Source organism: Streptomyces sp. NPDC052236, from assembly GCF_044548015.1.
Lineage (GTDB): Bacteria > Actinomycetota > Actinomycetes > Streptomycetales > Streptomycetaceae > Streptomyces.
Genome location: NZ_JBIUBL010000030.1, coordinates 99,628 through 115,783, shown reverse-complemented (window position 1 = coordinate 115,783; position 16,156 = coordinate 99,628). Strand labels below are relative to the sequence as shown.

The window sequence follows — 16,156 nt, the reverse complement described above, 5'->3', positions numbered from 1 at the left end:
GCACTGCTCGGTCAGATTCGCATCCCCGAGCTACCGAGAGGCCCTGTCTTCATGCGCGTACAACAGGAAGATCACCCCGGCGGGAAACCTGTTCGAGCAGCACGTTCCATGATCGGTTGAGATACGGCTTCTGAACCAGAAAGCCCAGCTCAGAAGAGTGTCTGAGCTGGGCTTCACAGAGCCCCCTGTCGGATTCGAACCGTCCTACGCAAGGGCACGGATAGGGCACGGCTGTCGTTCCAGGTTCGACTGGAGTGGCCAGCCCTCCTGCGTCACCTTGTGCATGCCGCGGCAACGGCGTTCTCGGGTGGGCCGTTGCACGCGCGAGCGGTGCCAAATGGATCACGCAGCGAGCTCCAGCCCGGTAACGTCGATCACCTACGCAGTAGTCCTATCCACCCGGCGCAGAGGAAAGCCGTGGCCATGGGGTGCACCGCCGTCCTACCCTTCGCAGGTGATCGACGAGGGAGGACCCAGTGATCCCCACGTGCGCGTAGGCGGCTCCGGCCCACGCGCTGTCCAGCTTCACTTTTCTGAGCCCACACGGCCGTTCTCGGAAGACTCTGAAGACGGGGAAAACCCGGTGCTCGACTTCATCGTGAGGGCGCGGGGTGAGTGGGCGAGCGTCGAGGTCTCGGCACGGACTTGGAGAGGCGATGGCCTCGAATCGTTCCTCGCGGAGTTGGCGGAGGACTTCCGGGGATGGGATGGGGCTCGTACGTGGCACTCCCTTGAACGTGACCTGACTCTCTCGGCCGAGCACGGCCCCGAGGGCTACGTCCACCTCACGTGGGGTCTTCACGACCGGCCACCGTCCGGCCAATGGCACTTCGAGGCCACCACAGTGCACGCGGCCGGCGAGGACATGCGGAATCTGGCCGCCGACATCCACGCGTTCCTGACGAGCTGTCCATGACGTCCCCGGCTGACAACGGCCTGCCGGACTTCGACAGAGCGTGGGAATCCTGGGGTGGCACGCTTCCACTGGGACACCTGCTACGCACCGCTCACCCGGACCGATGGGTGCGTTTCCACAGCCTGCCGGAGTCCAAGAGATACGCCGCCACCGAGGAGGAATACGCGACCCTGCTCGGACGGCAGCACACGCTCCTCGCCGACCTCGGCGCGCCGCAAGACCTCATGGCGATCACCTGCGAATGGAGCGAGGATCCATCTCCGCGCGGACGGGAACCGGACTTGGAGCGGGTCGCCCCAGGTGACCACTGGCGGACCGTCCTGGAGGACGAGACAGAGGTGCCAGAGTTCCGTACGTATACGCACCTCTATCTGGGAACGCTCACGAACCTGCCCGCGACTCTCGACCCCTTGTTGCGCAAGGTCGCGGACTTCGAGACGGCGGGGGTCATCCTCGCGCCGAGGGGGCTCGGATGGCTTGTCCACCCATACGACGGCGGGGTCGACGTCGTCACCGCGACGCCCGCCGAACGGGACGCACTCCGCGCGCGCCACCCGGATTGGCTCTCGCAGCACCCCGGGGGCCTCTAACACCGCTGGCAGCCGGACACGGTTTTGTCCGCCAATCGTTGCCTCGTGACCGCCGGCCGGCCAACAACAAAAAGGCCCGGTGTCTGACCAAGGCCTTCGTCATGTGAGCGGGTGACGAGAATCGAACTCGCGCTCTGAGCTTGGGAATCACGGGCCGTATGGCCCGATCTGTGGCCTGACCTGGTCAAACGCCGACTTCCCGTGCAACGGACTGAGGGTCTACTTGCTCGGCATTGACGTGGCTTACCGCTCGTTCTGGTGCGCATCTGGTGCAGCCGTGAGCTCATCCTGCTGCAAGGCGGCGATGGCTTTCTTGCGTCAGCGACGCTGGTGAGTAGGGCTGCGGTCACCGCTCCGGCCAGCCCGCCATAGACGATCAAGGCGGCGGCGTATCCGTAAGTCTCCGCATCCCCTCCTGCTACAGCATCGCGCTGAGGCCCCAAGCGGAAACGATCAACACAAGATCGTTCGCAGTCCGCCCTGCCGCATCCTGCGATGTCCATGCTGAGGGCGCTTCTTGCCCTGGGTCTTGTCAGGGATCTTGGTGAGCTGGGTTTTTGCTGCTCAGGAGTGGTGCCCCAGAGCGCCTGGTAGTCGTCGTTGGTCGTCCTTGGCCACTGGTTAGCGGCCTCGGACGGCCCAGGGACGGCCCAAAGAGGGGCCTCAGAAGGCAGCCCTCCAGGCTCAGCGCGAGGGGCGCCTCTTCGGGGGAACAGGGCCAGGAATCACATCCTTGCCAAGGTGTTCCTTGATCAGGTACTTAAGTTCCGGCCCTTCGATGAGCTGGAGCCGACCATGCTGGCGGGCAAAGTCGTGGCTGGCCCTGCCGAACCACGACGTGGTGATCAGGATCCCCTTGGCAGCACGCTTGTGCTCAACCACTCCGGCAAGCGCCTGTACGGACTCAACGCCCACGAGTTTGCTGTAGCGCTTCGCCTGGATAATGCACTCACCGTTGAAAACGGGGTCCTTGCTGACAGCCACCGCATCATCGCCCTCGTCCTTTGACGCCTGAGTGTTCCAGGCCTCCATGCCGATCGCCTCGAACAGCTGGCGAATCAGGTCGCAGCTGGTCGCATCCGCGGTGAGGAGTTCGTCGGCACCGACGGGAACGAGTACGGTCACGCCGATGATCGGGGGTCGCCAGTTCTCGTACGGGGCCCGTGCGCGGAGGAGAGGGGCGGCGGGCGCGGCGGTCGGCATCACAACCACCCGCCGTCCGCGACGGCGTTCGCGATGTCCGCGAGGTGCTGGGGGTTGCTGGTGCCGGGGATGGGCGCGACGTGGGGGCCGAGTTGGAGCAGCCACGACAGGGGGGCGGAGACGTTCCCGTCCAGTGCGGCGCTGCCCGCGTCGAGCGGACGGTAGGGCACGAACGGGATGTCCTGGTCCCGGCAGAGTTCCAGCATGGGGTCGTAGCGGTCGTGGATGTTGAGGACGTTCTGCACGGCCGCGACGGTGACCTCCTTCGCCACCCGGTGGAAGTCCTCGGGGGCGATCTTCGACAGGCCGATGTGCCCGATCTTGCCTTCGTCCTGGAGGGCCTGGAGCGTGCCGATCTGGTCTGCCACGGGCACCTCCATGTCGATGCGGTGCAGGTAGCACAGCTCCAGCCGTTCGACGCCCAGGCGGCGAAGGCTCGACTCGACGCAGGACCGGAGGTACATGGGGTGGCCGTGAGGGGCCCACATGTTGGGGGCGGGCCGCACCATGCCGACCTTCGTGGCGATCAGCACGTCCTCGGGGTACGGGTGGAGGGCGTCCTTGATCAGGTGCTCGACGGTGTGGGGGCCGTAGGCGTCCGCGGTGTCGATGTGTGTGATGCCGTACGTGTGGACTGCCTGGCGGAGCACGCTGAGGGCCTGGTCGCGGTCGTCGAGGTCGCCCCAGGTGCCGGGGCCGGTCAGGCGCATGGTGCCGAACCCGAGGCGGGAGACCGTCTTGCCGGCGATGGTCATAGTGCCTGCCGGCGGCGTGCTGCTCATACCGCGGCCTCCTTGAGGCAGAGCTGAAGTGCGCGCTCGACGGCACGGGCCTGGCTGTCCGGGTCGCTGGTCACACGCTGGTGCGGAATCTCGTCCTCGGCGAGGAGCGTGTGCGTGTACCGATCGACCAGCGTGCGGTAACGGGCGTCGTAGTCGTGCTTGCGCTCGACCGGCAAGGCCGGGTCCAGGACCGTCGCCAGAAGCAAGTCGTACTTCGGGCCCCGAGTGGAAGCCAGGAGACGCAGCCGCTCCCGCTCCGGGCGGTTCGGCTGCTCCTGGCGCCACTCCTGGGCCGCGTGGAAGTAGGCGAGGGCATCCCAGGCGGCGCGGTCGGCGAGGACGACCTGAATGGGCTCGGGGTCCGGCCGGGCGGCGGCGGCGATCTCGTCGGCGATGCCCTGCGCGATGACCCACTCGGTAGAGGCGGCGGTGTGCTTCTGCATCTTCGGCAGGGGGACGAGCGCGGCGCGCCTGCCGAGCTTGCCCGTGCGGGCCACGGGGATTCCGTGGCCGCGCAGCTCCATCTCGATGCGCTTGAGCAGCATGGTCTTGCCGGTGGAGTGGGCGCCCATCACGCCGATGCAGATGGGCGGGGTCGTGGTCACCACAGCATGGGGTCCTTTTCTGGTTCGGGGGCTCCGGGCAGGCCGGGCGGTACGGCCGCGGCGACGAGCTGGTCCCAGGTGTCGTAGTGGGCGGCCATGGCGATGAGGAGCTGCGCCGTGGCGTAGGCGTCGAACGTGGCGCGGTGTCGCTGCGCGGGGGCCGCGCTCAGGTCCGGCCGGCCGTGCTCGATCAGGGCGTCGAGGGAGTACTTCTGCAGGTCGGGATAGGTGGCTTTGGCCAGCCGGAGTGTGTCGAGCACTCCGGCCGGCTGCCACTGCGGAAGGTGCGCCGACAAGACCCGGTAGTCCACATGTACGTTGTGCGCGCAGATCCAGGAGAGGCCCAGGAATGTGTGGACCTGGTCGGCGATCTCCTCCCAGCCCGGAGCGCTTTCCAACCGCTGGTTGGTCAGGCCGTGGACGCGAGCGGCGAAGGGCGTCACGGGGCGCAGCGGCTTGGTCAGCCACGCCCCCGCCGTGCTCGTGTCCGGCTGCCCGTCGCGTACGGGAAGGGCGGCGACCTCGACCAGGTCGGGCGGGTTGGTGCCGTTGCCCTCGACGTCGACAACGAGCAGCGGGGGCCAGGAGGAGAAGTTCATGCGGTTTCGGTTCCGTTCCCCGCCTTCCAGCCGATGGGGGCTCGGCCGTGCCGGCGGTGGTGGTGAGGCTTGGCGCGGTCGTGGCACTGGTAGCCGAAGCCGTGCTGGAGGAAGTAGCGCGGCGGCTCGTCCAGTCCCTCCACGACAATGGCACGGTCGTTGACCTCTACCTCACCCGTCGCGCCGAGGGCACGGGCCTCCTGCGTGACCGCTGCCGGATCCGGCTTGACCCACGCTGCCTGGCACCGTGCGATCTGGTCCTTGGGGCAGATTTCGCACAGCTCTCGTACGCCGAAGTGGCCGTTGTAGTCGGCCTCGCCGTGCGCGAACGCCACCCCGCAGCTCGTCTTGCGGAACAGGGCGCCCCAGGAGCCGTTTTGGTGGAAGGCGTCGAGTACCCGCTGTTCGGCGACTTCGGGCATGATCTTTCGCCGGGCCGTCTCGTCGTACGGCATCGGCAGGCCGTGCGACTCGTAGTAGGAGGCGATCTCCTCGCGGAAGAACAGGCCGGTGAAGACGGTGGCGTGCGCGTGCTGGGACAGCTCCCGGGCCCGCTCGATGTCGGCGTCACAGTCGTTCAGGCCGGGCACGATCGGACGCCAGTACAGGACCGTGCGGTATCGCTCGGCGTGCTCGTACAGGGTGCGCAGGCTCTCCGCGGCGATGCGGGAATCCACCGGCTCGATGGCGGGGTCGGCGATGTTGGAGTGCGTGACCAGCACGGTCAGGCGCAGGTTGGTGAAGCTGTTGAGGACGTCGCAGTCCTCGGGGGCCACCCGCCAGCGCGTGATAATCAGGACGTGATTGGTCAGACCCTGCTCGTCCAGCTGCCGCAGCACGTTGAACAGGTGCGGCTTGACGATGGGCAGCATGGGGTCGGTGGCCCGGTTCAGGAGCTGGATGGGCGTCTTGTGCGCCCGGAAGTACGGGTGGCCGACGAGGCGGGCGACAGCCTCCTCGTCGCTCATCAGGCGCCGGGGGATCTTTATCTCGAAGTTGTCGAAAAGGTGCCGGACGCAGTACCCGCACTCCAGCGGGCAGCCGACGATCCAGTTCAGCGACAGCCCCGACTTGCGGTACTCGATCACGTCGGCGAGTTCCGGCTTCAGGCCACCGATCTTGTCGGCGGACAGGATCGGCAGAGCGCGGCGCGGGGCTTCGGCAGGTGCGGTCATAGGGACCTCCGGTGGCTGGGGAAGGGCTCACGCATCGGCGGGTGTGGCCTGGAGCGGGACGGGAGGAGCGAGGAGTTCGCGGCGGCCGGCGCCGAACCAGGTGCCGAAGTCCCGGCGGGCGGCGTCGGCATCGTCCGAGGTGTGCACGAGGTTCCTCACCAGCCGCTTCTCCGCGAGCGCGACTTCGAGGCTGTCGTCGCCGAGGTCAGCGCGGATCGTGCCGGGCGCGGCGTGGGTCGGGTCGAAGTGGCCGAGGAGCTGCCGCAGGCGACCGTGGAACCCGGGTTCGCCGTGAGCGAGCGCGACGGCCACGGGCCGGTGGCCGTACTCGGCTTCGAGGCACGCGGGGATGTCCCGGTCCGGGAACCAGTCGGCGTCCACGAGTAGGTCCCAGTAGTGGACATGGGCCTGCCACGCCTCGACTGTGATGTCGCGGCGATCGGTGACCGTCGCTCCAGCGGCGGCGATCCGTTCGAGTACGGCGTCCACCAGGCCGCGCTCCACGGCGTCCGGCTTGCACAGGATGACCGAGCAGCGCTCGAAGTCGGGCACTTCGAGCGGGCGGCCGGTGCCAAGCCAAGTGCCGAAGTCGCGACGGGCGGCGTCGGCATCGTCCGAGGTGTGCACGAGGTTCCTCACGAGCCGCTTCTCCGCGAGCGCGGCGGCCAAGCTGTCGTTGCCCAGGTCCCGGCGGATCGTGCCGGGCACAGCCCGGGGGGGATCGGTGTGCCCAATGAGTTGCCGCAGGTGTGCATGCACGCCCGGTTCACCGTGCGCGAGCGCGACGACGACAGGCCGGTTCGCATACGCGGCGTCTATGCGGGCGGGGAGGACGCGCGGGGTCGCGCCGGTGTTCGTGAGCAGATCCCGGTAGGCGACGTGGGCCTGCCACGCCTGCGCGGTGAGGTCTCGGCGGCTGGTGACGGTGACGCCGGCGGCGGCGATCCGTTCGAGTACGGCGCCCACCAGGCCGCGCGCCACGGCGTCTGGCTTGCACAGGATGACCGCCCAACGGTCGAAGTCGATGCCCTCCACCACGGCGCCGCTCGGCGGCTTCCGGCTCACTGCCCGCCCTTCCGTGGTCGCGCAGGCTGGCCAACGGTGTCCGAGGAGCCAGCGCAGGCCCGGGTGCAGCGCGTCGAGCACGTCGCGGCTCACCGTGTCGGTCTTGTCGTGCTCGATCTGCCGGTACACCTCAAACAGCAGCACAGCCTGCTCCCAGTACGCGTCCACGTCGAGGCCCGCGACGTCGTCCGCGCTGTACTGGACCTTGTTCGTGCGCAGCAACTCCTCGTGTTCGAGGACTCGCGCGATGGTGGCGGGGTTGGTCTCCTCGGACATCGCCGGGAACGGGAAGTGCTGCGGGTGGCGTCGCACGTCCGCCTCGTTCAGCACCTTCTTGACGCGCTCGGCGTTCCGGTCGTTGACGTGTGCCGAGCCGATGAAGTGGGTGTACGTCCCCAGCTCCAGGCCGAGCTGCACGGCCGCGTACTCCTGGATCATCGTGAAGCTGAACACGTCGCTGAGCAGGCCACAGTCCAGGTCGTTGGCCCGCATGTAGCACACCATGTGCAGGCGTCCTTCACGCGCGAACAGGTGCAGCCCGGCCAAGCACGCCATGTCGGGGTTGTCGCTGACGGCCAGCTCAGCGGCGGAGAAGACCGGGAGGTACCCGCGCTTGCTGTCTCTCTCCGTGCGCAGCAGCTCCAAGACCCGGTCGAACGGCGAGACCGTGTCGCCCTCGGCGGGGTTGAAGAGGGTGTAGCCGTAGGAGGACCCCCCGAGGTTGACGCCGTCGGGGGAGCTGGAGCGCATGGACGGCGCGTAGTAGCCGATCATCTCCAGGTCGCGGCGGCCGGCGAGGTACCAGAGCGCTTCGGCGAACTGGAAGATCGGGTTGGCCTTGCGCGTGACCAGGTAGGGGAGTCTCTGGCGGGGGTCGGTCAGGCAGAAGCCGACGCCGATCACCTCGCGTGCCTCGTTCCCGCGAGCAGCGATGTGCTGCTCGTAGTTGGTGGAGGTGAATTGCAGCAGGGCCAAGTAGGCACCCTCAACACTGCGATAGGTCGGGGCGGTGAGCATGAACTTCTCCAAGGTCGGTACGCAGCCACGGGTACGGCTGGTGGGCAAGGGCTCTGTGGCATCCGGGCCCGGACGGTGATCTATGCCGCGGCGCCGAGTTCGTCCAGGTCAACAACCGTGAAGCCCCGTACAATTCGGACCAGTTGCGAGGCAAGGAACCAGCGCAAGGTGTTGTCCCCGTACGGCACAGGGGCGTCGTCACCGGCCAGGGCCTGCACTTCGTCGCCATTCCACTGGTACGGGGTACCGATGACGCCATAGAGCGGGGCGCTCCGCACCATCAGTGCGACGTGCCCCCGCTGGGCGAGGTGCGGGCACTGCGCGGCTGCGTAGCGGGCGTGCGGCAGGCAGACCGCGGGCTGCGCGGTTCGTACGGACCCTGGCTGGGGAGCTCCGTTGGCACCGCTTTCCAGGAACAGGTATCCATCAGGCGCTCCGCTCGCGGCTGAGGCGAGAGGCGCGGGTTTCCAGGACGTGGAGGGAGTCGGGGTCGTCGGTCTCCCACTGAGTCGTTGTGCCATCCGACGGTGGCCGCAGGACCCAGGTCTTGCCATGCTTGATGTCGGTCACGATCGCTTGGTGCCCATCCCGGTCCTCGACCAGGTCACCGACTTCGGCCCGTGCCCGGATCACCGGACGATCCCCGGCATGACGTGTCCCCACGGTGACCAGGCTGCGTCCGCTTCGAAGAGGGCGCGGCGGCGCTCGTGCTGGCCCGGGGTACGGCGCAAGAGTCCGGGTGTCGCTTCGACCAGGAAGCCCCCGCGGTCGCGGACGAGGACCCCGAGAGCGGCGAACTGTGCAGCGTCGGCGGCGAGATGGGAGGCGCCTACGACGACGACGCCACGGATCATGCCGGACGACAGAGCGCCCGTTATGCCCGACCATCCCGGCCGGGTGTCCAGGGGCACGGCCGGGTCGTCGTCGGTCCATGCTCCGGCCACGTGCCAATGGCGGGCGTCAGCGTAGTGGCGTGCGCGTCGTTCGGCCTCGCGTACGACGGGGGGTTCGGCGGCGCAGGCGTAGACGGCGACGGGGACGTGTCCGAGGCCGCCGGGCGGGGTGTTCGGCATGTCCCAAGCGTGCTGCTCGGGGCGTGTGCCGGACAGACACGGGCCGTGGCGACAACGGGAGTTCGTGGTGCCGTGTGCTGCCACGCCCCATGCCGCTCCGTCCGGCGTAACCGGCAGGGACTGCCACGGGGCGTGGTAGTCGTGGTGATGGCGGCCGCCGGACTGCCACGGTTCGTGGCGGTCAGCGGACGCCGAGGGGAACGCCCGCGGCGTGGGCGAGTCCCCGCAGGCGGCTGACGGACACGCCGGCCAAGCGGGAGATGATCACCCCCGGCAGCATCTGGTGTTGCACCCACCCCGGGGCCATGGCGCAGACGGCTTCGAGAGTGTCGGCGGCCTGCTCCCAACGGCGGCACTCCACGTGGGTCAGGGCGACGTCGAGGCCGTAGCGGGCGCGGGTGGCGAGGGGAACCGTGTCGTCCAGCCGGACGGTGTCCATGAGCCGAAGTGCTCCCGCAGTGTCGCCGAGGGCGACGGCGATGCTCATGGCCTGTGTGGCGGCGTAGAGAGGGCCGTAGGGCTGGGCATGCCGGCCGCGGGCGTGTTCGGTGCCGAGGCGGGCGCCGACGGCGTGCGCCTGGGAGAGGTATTCGCGAGCGGTGTCCGGGGAGGCGCCACCGCGGGAGGCGGCTACGGCGGCGTTGGTGACGAGCTGCCCGTACACCGACAGCCGGTCGGGGTCGTGCTCCGACATCTTCGGCTCGATCCGGTCAGCCTGGGCGGTGGCGAGCGCGAACCCCTGCGCCGTCCGCCCGTCGCGGAGGTTGACCCACGCTGTGGTGGCGGCAAGGTGGGCCTCACGCAGGTCGTCCCCGGCCTGCACGGCGATCTGACGGCCGTAGGTGAGCGCCGCGTAGGCGAGGTCCCGCGAGCCCCAGACATTCGCGGCCATGCCCGCGGTCTGGAAGGCGTCAGCCAGGACACCGGCCGCGGCCTCCTTCTCGCAGGTGTCAGCAGAGTCGTAGCGTGCGCGGGCCTCGGGTAGCAGTGCGCCAAGCAGTGCACCGAGCTCGGTGTACCGGCCCGCCCAGTAGGCGGCATCGGCGCTCTGGACAACGGTACGGAGCTCTTCGACGGTGCCCGGTGCGGCGTCGGCGGGGATACCGATGGCGGCGTCGTGGGTAGCGGCGGACAGCGTGCGCAGGGCCGCCCGCTCGTCGCGGTCCATGGAGCGGCGGGGTGCCTGCTGGCCGAGGAGTACGGCGATGTCCGTACCGAGGGCGGAGGCGATGGACAGCAGGGAGGGGAGGGAGGCGGTGCCGCCGCGTTCCAGCTTCCGGACGACGCCGACGGACACGGCGGCCGCTTCCGCTAACTGCTCCTGCGTCATGCCGCTGCGGAGAGTCTTGAGCCGTTCAGCGGTGGTGTACTCCGACCATTGCATGACAGCCACTTCCTATCCTGATCAGCCGGGTACGGACCGTACCCACAGCTGGCCAACCACTGACACCCCTCGGTACGCGAGGAGTTGACGGGGCGGCTGATTCCGGCCTCACATGGCCAGGACCGCCGTCACCCCAAGGAGGCTCTCCAGCTCGGCAACCGTGTCGACCTCGTGCGTCGCGAGGACGGTAGTGATGCCCAGAGCCTCGGCCGGCGGGAGGTTCACCGGGTGGTCGTCAACGAACACGCACGCCTGCCCGGGAAGGCCAAGGCGGTCCAGCGCCAGTTCGTAGATCGCCGGGTCCGGCTTCGCCATGCCGACCGCCTCTGAAATGACGTGCACGTCGAACAGGTCCCAGATGCCGACGTGCTCGTACGGGTTGAACGGGTCCAGGCCGAAGCTGTTCGAGAGGAGCGCGAGCCGGTATCCCGCTCCCTTGGCAGCACGTGCGAGCGCGGCCATGCTCTGCGCCCCAGGAACCCCGGCCCAGGCGCGCCCCATCAGGTTCTCCGGGGGGACGTGTGCGCCAAGCAGGGCGGCGGTGCCCTCATTCCACTCGGCTTGACCGATCTGCCCGATCTCCAGCGCCGAGTACAGGCGCCGTCCTTCAGGGTTGTCGTTGAGGGTGGCACGCCATGCCTCGGCGTGAAGTCCTTCCGATTCGGCCCATGCGCGGTGTGTGGGACGTGGGTCAGCGGTCAGTACCCCGGCGAAGTCCAGGATGAGCCCACGCGGGGCTTGGTGATTGGCGGTGTCCGTGGGCCGCGGCATGCTGCGTGTCCTCTCCGTTGGGCTCACGAAGGACGCTACCGTGCGCCGGAATGAGGAGAAGTCCTGCTTTCTACCTGACAGTTGTTTCGTGGGTGGGCGAAACCGGCGGAGGTGGGCTGGAGTGGGATGCCAGGGGCTGGTCCTGTGGCATTGCCGGGATGCTCACTTTTCGCACTTCTCGCACTTCTCCGCGAAGCGCACACTTCGGCCGCTAAGGTTCCCTTTCATACGGCGAGTGTGTGACGCACCGCACAATGTCATGCGACGGGCTGCCGGGGTGCGTCCCGAAGCGGCTGTGCATCTGGGGGGCCGCGTGCACAAGATGGTCAAGGGCGCGAACATCGGTTTGGCGTCTGTCAGCGAGGATGCCGGCTCGGTGATGGTGAGCCTGGGCTGGAGCAGTTCGACGGGGGAGGGCGACGCGGACGTTTCCGTGCTCCTGCTGGACAGCAACGGCAAGGTGCGCAGTGACGCCGACTTCTACTTCTACAACCACCCGGTCGCGGACGACGGTAGCGTGCAGCTCCTCGGCAAGACACCCACCGCGGACGGCAACGAGGACCGCATCAGCTTCGACCTCGACGCCATCCCGCCGGACGTCGAGCAGATCGTCGTAGCGGCGAGCCGGTACGGCGGGGCCCGTTTCGGGGATCTGAACGATCTGCGCATGACTCTCGCCGACGGCTCTGGTGAGAGCCTGCTCCAGTTCTCCATCGAGGACGCGGGGGAAGTGAGCGGGTTCATCTTCGGTGAGCTCTACCGGCGGGCCGGGGAATGGAAGTTCCGAGCCGTCGGGCAGGGATACGAGTCCGGGTTGGCGGGTCTGGCGGCGGACTTCGGTGTCGACATCGAGGACGATGCCGCGGAGGAGGAGCCCGAGCCGCAGCAGGCGGTCACGGCGGTCACCGAAGCGGAAGTGCCGTCGGCCGTTCCGTCGGCCGTTCCGTCGGTCGTCCCGTTGCCGGAGGCGGAGGCAGTGCTCAGTCCTGAGCCTGTGGAGCCCGCAGCGGAGCCGCCCGCAGTCGAAACGAAGGTGGCCCCTCGACCCCGTACGGCCAAGAAGAAGATCACGCTTCCCAAGTCCACGAAGAAGTCTCTCGCGGAGAACGAGTCTTGGAGAACGGCCAGGCTCTTCCCCGTTTCGGCGCTCAAGAGCGACCGGGAACGCGAGATGCGGGCTACCTCGGTCCTGTTGTCAGTGATGGCTCACGTGCCGGAATTCGGCCGCCGTCTCACCGCCGGGTTCGGAGCGCCGAGCGGACGTATGGAGACGTTCACGGAGGTCTCTCTGCCGCACGGTGAGTCCCCCAGGCGTCCGGACGGTGTCATCCGCGTCGAGCGAGCCGGCAAGTTGTGGACCGCGCTGGTCGAGACCAAGACGAACGGCAACCCGCTCAAGCCGGATCAGGTGCAGGCCTACGCGGACATCGCGGCCCGGCGTGGCTACGAGGCCGTGATTACGTTGTCCAACGATGTCGCGCTGGAGGGCAGCCCTCTGGTCGACGTCAAAATTGACGGCCGACGCAAGCACAAGGTCGCGCTGTGGCACCTGTCCTGGGCCGAGGTCACTCATCAGGCACAGCTGCTGATCCGCCACGAGGGCGTCGGCAACGCCGCCCATGCATGGCTGCTCCAGGAACTGCTGCATTACCTCCAGCACGAGAACTCCGGCTGCCACGGCTTCCAGAACATGGGCCCGGCATGGGTGCCGGTGCGCAACGGAATCGATGACGAGACCCTGTGCCAGGGCGACCAACGGGCCACCGACGTCATCGAGAGCTGGGAACGGCTGATCCGGCAGGTCTGCCTGCGGCTGGGCGGTGAACTCGGCCAGAAGGTGCTGCCCGTACAGCGCACCAAACGCGGCACCGATCCGCACACGCGCCGCGCCACCCTGGCCGACCAACTCTGCACGGAAGGACGACTGGACGCCGAACTGCGCATAGACGGCACTTCCGGAATCCTCGCCATCGCCGCGGACCTGCGCACCGGGAAACTGCGTACGTCCATCGAAATACCGTCACCCGAGCAGGGCTACCCGCTCACGTGGGCCAAGCGCCTGATCCGCCAACTTGCCGCCGCTCCAGCGGACCTGCACATCGAAACACTCGTCGAAGGCCAGGGAGCCGGTCCGCGGGGCACACTGGATAGGCTGCGCCCCGAACCGGCCGACATCCTTCCGAAGGACACCGCGCAACTCATCACAGGCTTCCGCCTCTCCCTTTTCAAAGGCATGGGCAGTGGCCGCGGCAACGCCGAATCCGGCTTCATCCGGAGCGTGGACGAGGCCGTGGACCGATTCCACACCAACGTCGTCGCCCACTTGGACAGCCGAGGGTCCCGCCGTGCCCAGGCGGCTGCCCCGCAGAGCACCGGATGACGGCCGGAGCACGGCCCTGACCATCCAGCGGTCGGTTCGATTCGAAGGGGAGCCCGTTCGAACTCGCCACACCGTCCTCGTTCAACGACGCATCCAGCACCATGCAGGACGACGACACCGGCTTCCGCTGCGTCGTAGTGGCGGCGAGCATGCCGCCTGCCGAGTGACGGGATGACGATGGGAACGCTGCCGGGTGGTCACCGTGGCCGGTGACCACCCGGTCTTGTTCGCCTGGTCAGCGGCGCTTCAGCGCTGAGCCGGGGGTGTCAAGCGGAAGACGCCCAAAAAGTAGGGTCACCGACCGCTCCGCTCACGCATCGCTCACGCAAGCCATCCCGCGCCACCCCGGCCGTGTGACGCGTCATGCCCCGGGCAAGCGAAAAGGCCAGGTCAGCAGCTATCTGACCTGGCCTTCTCCGGAGCCCCCTGTCGGATTCGAACCGACGACCTACGCATTACAAGACCGTGAGCGTTCGTGTTGCGTAGTGCCTGATCGTGTTGCTGAGTGACGTTCTGCCTGATCAGAGCGCACGCGGCTAGTTGGTCTGTGCTACCTCTTGTTACGTCGTCCAAAGGCGTCCGGCCACCAGCTGGCCACCAGGACAGGCACCGCTAGCCACAAAGAACCGAATCACCGGGGCTGTCGGACTCCCACAAACCTTCCTGAGGGCGTCCCATCGGACTCCGCTCCGCCTGGTGAAGTTCCGCGAAGCTCGTGCCCCGCTCCCGCCGCCGGCTTCGGGCCGTTCCCGGTGAGCGGGCTTCGCACCACCGAACTTTTGAGAACTATAAGAAACTTAATGGTGTGATCTCAGACGCAGGACACTAGGCGCCCGACTTGGCTGGGTCGGCAGACGACGATGCGGGGCCGCTGGCCGGCCCGCCGCCCGAACCGATCGGGCGGAAGGTGAAGATGTGCTGGCCCGGGGCGAGCAGGTTATTCGGGTCGTAGCGGCGCTTGGCGGCGGCGAACTCTTCCCACGCCTCGCCGTACTGGGCGCGCCAGTCGTCGGCGGTCATCGGGATGGCCCCCACGGGGTACTGGGTGCCGCCGGCCGCGCGGACGCGCTCGTACGCGGCGTGGTTGGCGGCCACTCGGGCGGTCACCGCCGCCTGGTCCGCCGGGTCGAGCGCCCACAGGACGGCCATCAGGTACGGCACCGGGTCGTCCGGGACCCGCAGCAGCGGGGAGCGCAGGTGGCGGCGGACCAGTGGGTAGAGCAGCACCACGCCGCCGACCTTTTGTCCGGCGAGCTCGTCAAGCAGGGTGCGGGACAGCTCGGCGGCGCGGTCGCCGGGCAGTAACAGGTTGAGCCAGGGGTGGGCCCAGGTCCATTCGTGGACGCGCTTGAGCACTTCCACGCCCTCGGCCAGACGGTTGAGGAAGCCGAAGTACGTTCGCGTCTCGACCTTCTTGCTCAGGCCGGACTGGTCGTACCGCAGGCCGCGCAGCAGCTCAGCGTCGCTCCGCTCGGGCCCGGCGGGCGGACCGTAGGCGACGGCCTCCAGCACGTACTTGGTGTACCTGCCCGCGTCGTCCGCCTCGACCGTGCCCTCGACGTACGCGAATCGCCCGTCGTCGGCAAGGATCCGCTGGTCGGCGAGGAACGTCTCCAGGTCCGAGTACGGCAGCAGGAAGTGCCGTACGGTCCTGGGGGCGGTGATCAGCCGCAGCGTCGCCGAGACGATGACCGCGCACTGGCCGAGGCCGGCGAGCACCGCGTGGAAGAGGTCCGGCTGCTGGGTGGGCGAGCAGCTGACCACGTCCCCGGTCCCGGTGACGACCTCCAGCGCGATGACGTTGTCCACCTGTGCACCGAGCCGGTGCGCCTGGCCGCCGAGCCCGCCGACCGACAGGGTGCCGCCCACTGACAGCTCCAGGTAGTCGGTGAAGACCGGGGGCGTCAGCCCGTGCTGCAGCGTCTCAAGTGCCACCGCGCTCCACAGTGCCCCGGCCCCCACCGTGATTTGCCCGCCCTCCACGGGCCCGATGTGGTTCAGCGGCTCGGTCTCGATCACCATCCCGCCGTCCACCTGCGCCTGCCCGTACGTGGCGTGTCCCTGGCCGCGGGCGGCCACTTTGATGCGGTACACGTTGCAGAGGGCGATCATCGCCGTGATGTCCTCGACGGAATCGGTCCGCAGCACGACTACCGGGGTGTGGTGCACGATGTGCCCGAAGTCGTCCGCGTCGTCGGTGAGCGACGTGACGTGCGCCCGCAGGGAACCCTCCAGCCGCGGCACATGCGCCAGGCCGGCCCGCCCGGCCCTCACCTCCGCCTCCTTCACCCACACCCGTGCCTGCGGATCGAAGGCCACCACCTCGGCCCCGGCCGCCCCGGCTCGTAAATCCGCCGGTCGCTCCGACTGTTCCGCCATGCCTCCCCCTTCCGGCCGCCGCCCGTCCCGGGCGGCACGTCACCGACTCCACGCCATAAACCAGACGATCGTAACGGCCCTCATTGCGCCCGAATGGTGCCGCTTCGTGATCGGACCGAAAATCGGCGCCAGGCAGGCGGTACGACCACGGTCCGGAAGACTTATGAAGATCTTGGGTTCTGGCCCTGCCTCGTGAGCGGCAGGGCCGGACTCGTCA

At 68.3% G+C, this 16,156-nt stretch carries 15 protein-coding genes; 3 read left to right on the top strand and 12 right to left on the bottom strand.

Going from position 1 to position 16,156, the window contains the following annotated elements; translation table 11 throughout:
* The first annotated feature begins 457 nt into the window (after window positions 1–457).
* On the top strand, window positions 458–916 hold the full coding sequence (locus ACIHCQ_RS36625; RefSeq protein ID WP_399672479.1) for a DUF6228 family protein: 459 nt from the start codon (window positions 458–460) through the stop codon (window positions 914–916).
* Window positions 913–1,506 carry a hypothetical protein gene (locus tag ACIHCQ_RS36620; protein WP_399672463.1) on the top strand — a complete coding sequence of 198 codons (594 nt, stop codon included), beginning with the start codon at window positions 913–915 and terminating at the stop codon, window positions 1,504–1,506. Before ACIHCQ_RS36625 ends, ACIHCQ_RS36620 begins: the two co-directional genes overlap by 4 nt.
* Before the next feature lie 684 nt (window positions 1,507–2,190).
* Here the strand turns inward: ACIHCQ_RS36620 and ACIHCQ_RS36615 are convergent.
* The 11 genes from ACIHCQ_RS36615 to ACIHCQ_RS36565 form a co-directional block, all read right to left on the bottom strand.
* The gene (locus tag ACIHCQ_RS36615; RefSeq protein WP_399672461.1) at window positions 2,191–2,631 is read right to left on the bottom strand and encodes a restriction endonuclease; all 441 of its coding nucleotides are present in this window, start codon (window positions 2,629–2,631) and stop codon (window positions 2,191–2,193) included.
* Window positions 2,632–2,708: 77 nt separating this feature from the next.
* On the bottom strand, window positions 2,709–3,491 hold the full coding sequence (locus ACIHCQ_RS36610) for an aldo/keto reductase (protein WP_399672459.1): 783 nt from the start codon (window positions 3,489–3,491) through the stop codon (window positions 2,709–2,711).
* Entirely contained in the window at window positions 3,488–4,099 is a 612-nt protein-coding gene (locus tag ACIHCQ_RS36605) for an AAA family ATPase (RefSeq protein WP_399672457.1), read from the bottom strand. Before ACIHCQ_RS36605 ends, ACIHCQ_RS36610 begins: the two co-directional genes overlap by 4 nt.
* Complete coding sequence (locus ACIHCQ_RS36600; protein WP_399672455.1) at window positions 4,093–4,695, bottom strand: exonuclease domain-containing protein; 603 nt, start codon at window positions 4,693–4,695, stop codon at window positions 4,093–4,095. The genes ACIHCQ_RS36605 and ACIHCQ_RS36600 overlap by 7 nt, the downstream gene beginning before the upstream one ends.
* Complete coding sequence (locus tag ACIHCQ_RS36595; RefSeq protein WP_399672453.1) at window positions 4,692–5,870, bottom strand: radical SAM protein; 1,179 nt, start codon at window positions 5,868–5,870, stop codon at window positions 4,692–4,694. The genes ACIHCQ_RS36600 and ACIHCQ_RS36595 overlap by 4 nt, the downstream gene beginning before the upstream one ends.
* A gap of 27 nt (window positions 5,871–5,897) precedes the next feature.
* Window positions 5,898–7,952 carry a thymidylate synthase gene (locus ACIHCQ_RS36590; protein WP_399672451.1) on the bottom strand — a complete coding sequence of 685 codons (2,055 nt, stop codon included), beginning with the start codon at window positions 7,950–7,952 and terminating at the stop codon, window positions 5,898–5,900.
* A gap of 80 nt (window positions 7,953–8,032) precedes the next feature.
* A complete protein-coding gene (locus ACIHCQ_RS36585) occupies window positions 8,033–8,233 on the bottom strand; it encodes a hypothetical protein (protein ID WP_399672449.1) in 201 nt (66 codons plus the stop codon).
* 145 nt (window positions 8,234–8,378) lie between these two features.
* Complete coding sequence (locus tag ACIHCQ_RS36580; RefSeq protein WP_399672447.1) at window positions 8,379–8,585, bottom strand: hypothetical protein; 207 nt, start codon at window positions 8,583–8,585, stop codon at window positions 8,379–8,381.
* Window positions 8,582–9,025 (bottom strand): hypothetical protein, encoded by a 444-nt coding sequence (locus ACIHCQ_RS36575; RefSeq protein WP_399672445.1) that lies wholly within the window; start codon window positions 9,023–9,025, stop codon window positions 8,582–8,584. The genes ACIHCQ_RS36580 and ACIHCQ_RS36575 overlap by 4 nt, the downstream gene beginning before the upstream one ends.
* Before the next feature lie 181 nt (window positions 9,026–9,206).
* Window positions 9,207–10,409 (bottom strand): helix-turn-helix domain-containing protein, encoded by a 1,203-nt coding sequence (locus tag ACIHCQ_RS36570; RefSeq protein WP_399672477.1) that lies wholly within the window; start codon window positions 10,407–10,409, stop codon window positions 9,207–9,209.
* A gap of 108 nt (window positions 10,410–10,517) precedes the next feature.
* On the bottom strand, window positions 10,518–11,180 hold the full coding sequence (locus tag ACIHCQ_RS36565; RefSeq protein ID WP_399672443.1) for an HAD-IA family hydrolase: 663 nt from the start codon (window positions 11,178–11,180) through the stop codon (window positions 10,518–10,520).
* Window positions 11,181–11,502: 322 nt separating this feature from the next.
* On the opposite strand from ACIHCQ_RS36565, the gene ACIHCQ_RS36560 reads away from it, so the two are divergent.
* Window positions 11,503–13,560, top strand: coding sequence for a TerD family protein (locus tag ACIHCQ_RS36560; RefSeq protein ID WP_399672475.1), 2,058 nt, complete (start codon window positions 11,503–11,505; stop codon window positions 13,558–13,560).
* 825 nt (window positions 13,561–14,385) lie between these two features.
* Here the strand turns inward: ACIHCQ_RS36560 and ACIHCQ_RS36555 are convergent.
* Entirely contained in the window at window positions 14,386–15,939 is a 1,554-nt protein-coding gene (locus tag ACIHCQ_RS36555) for an FAD-binding protein (RefSeq protein WP_399672441.1), read from the bottom strand.
* Between the last annotated feature and the right edge of the window lie 217 nt (window positions 15,940–16,156).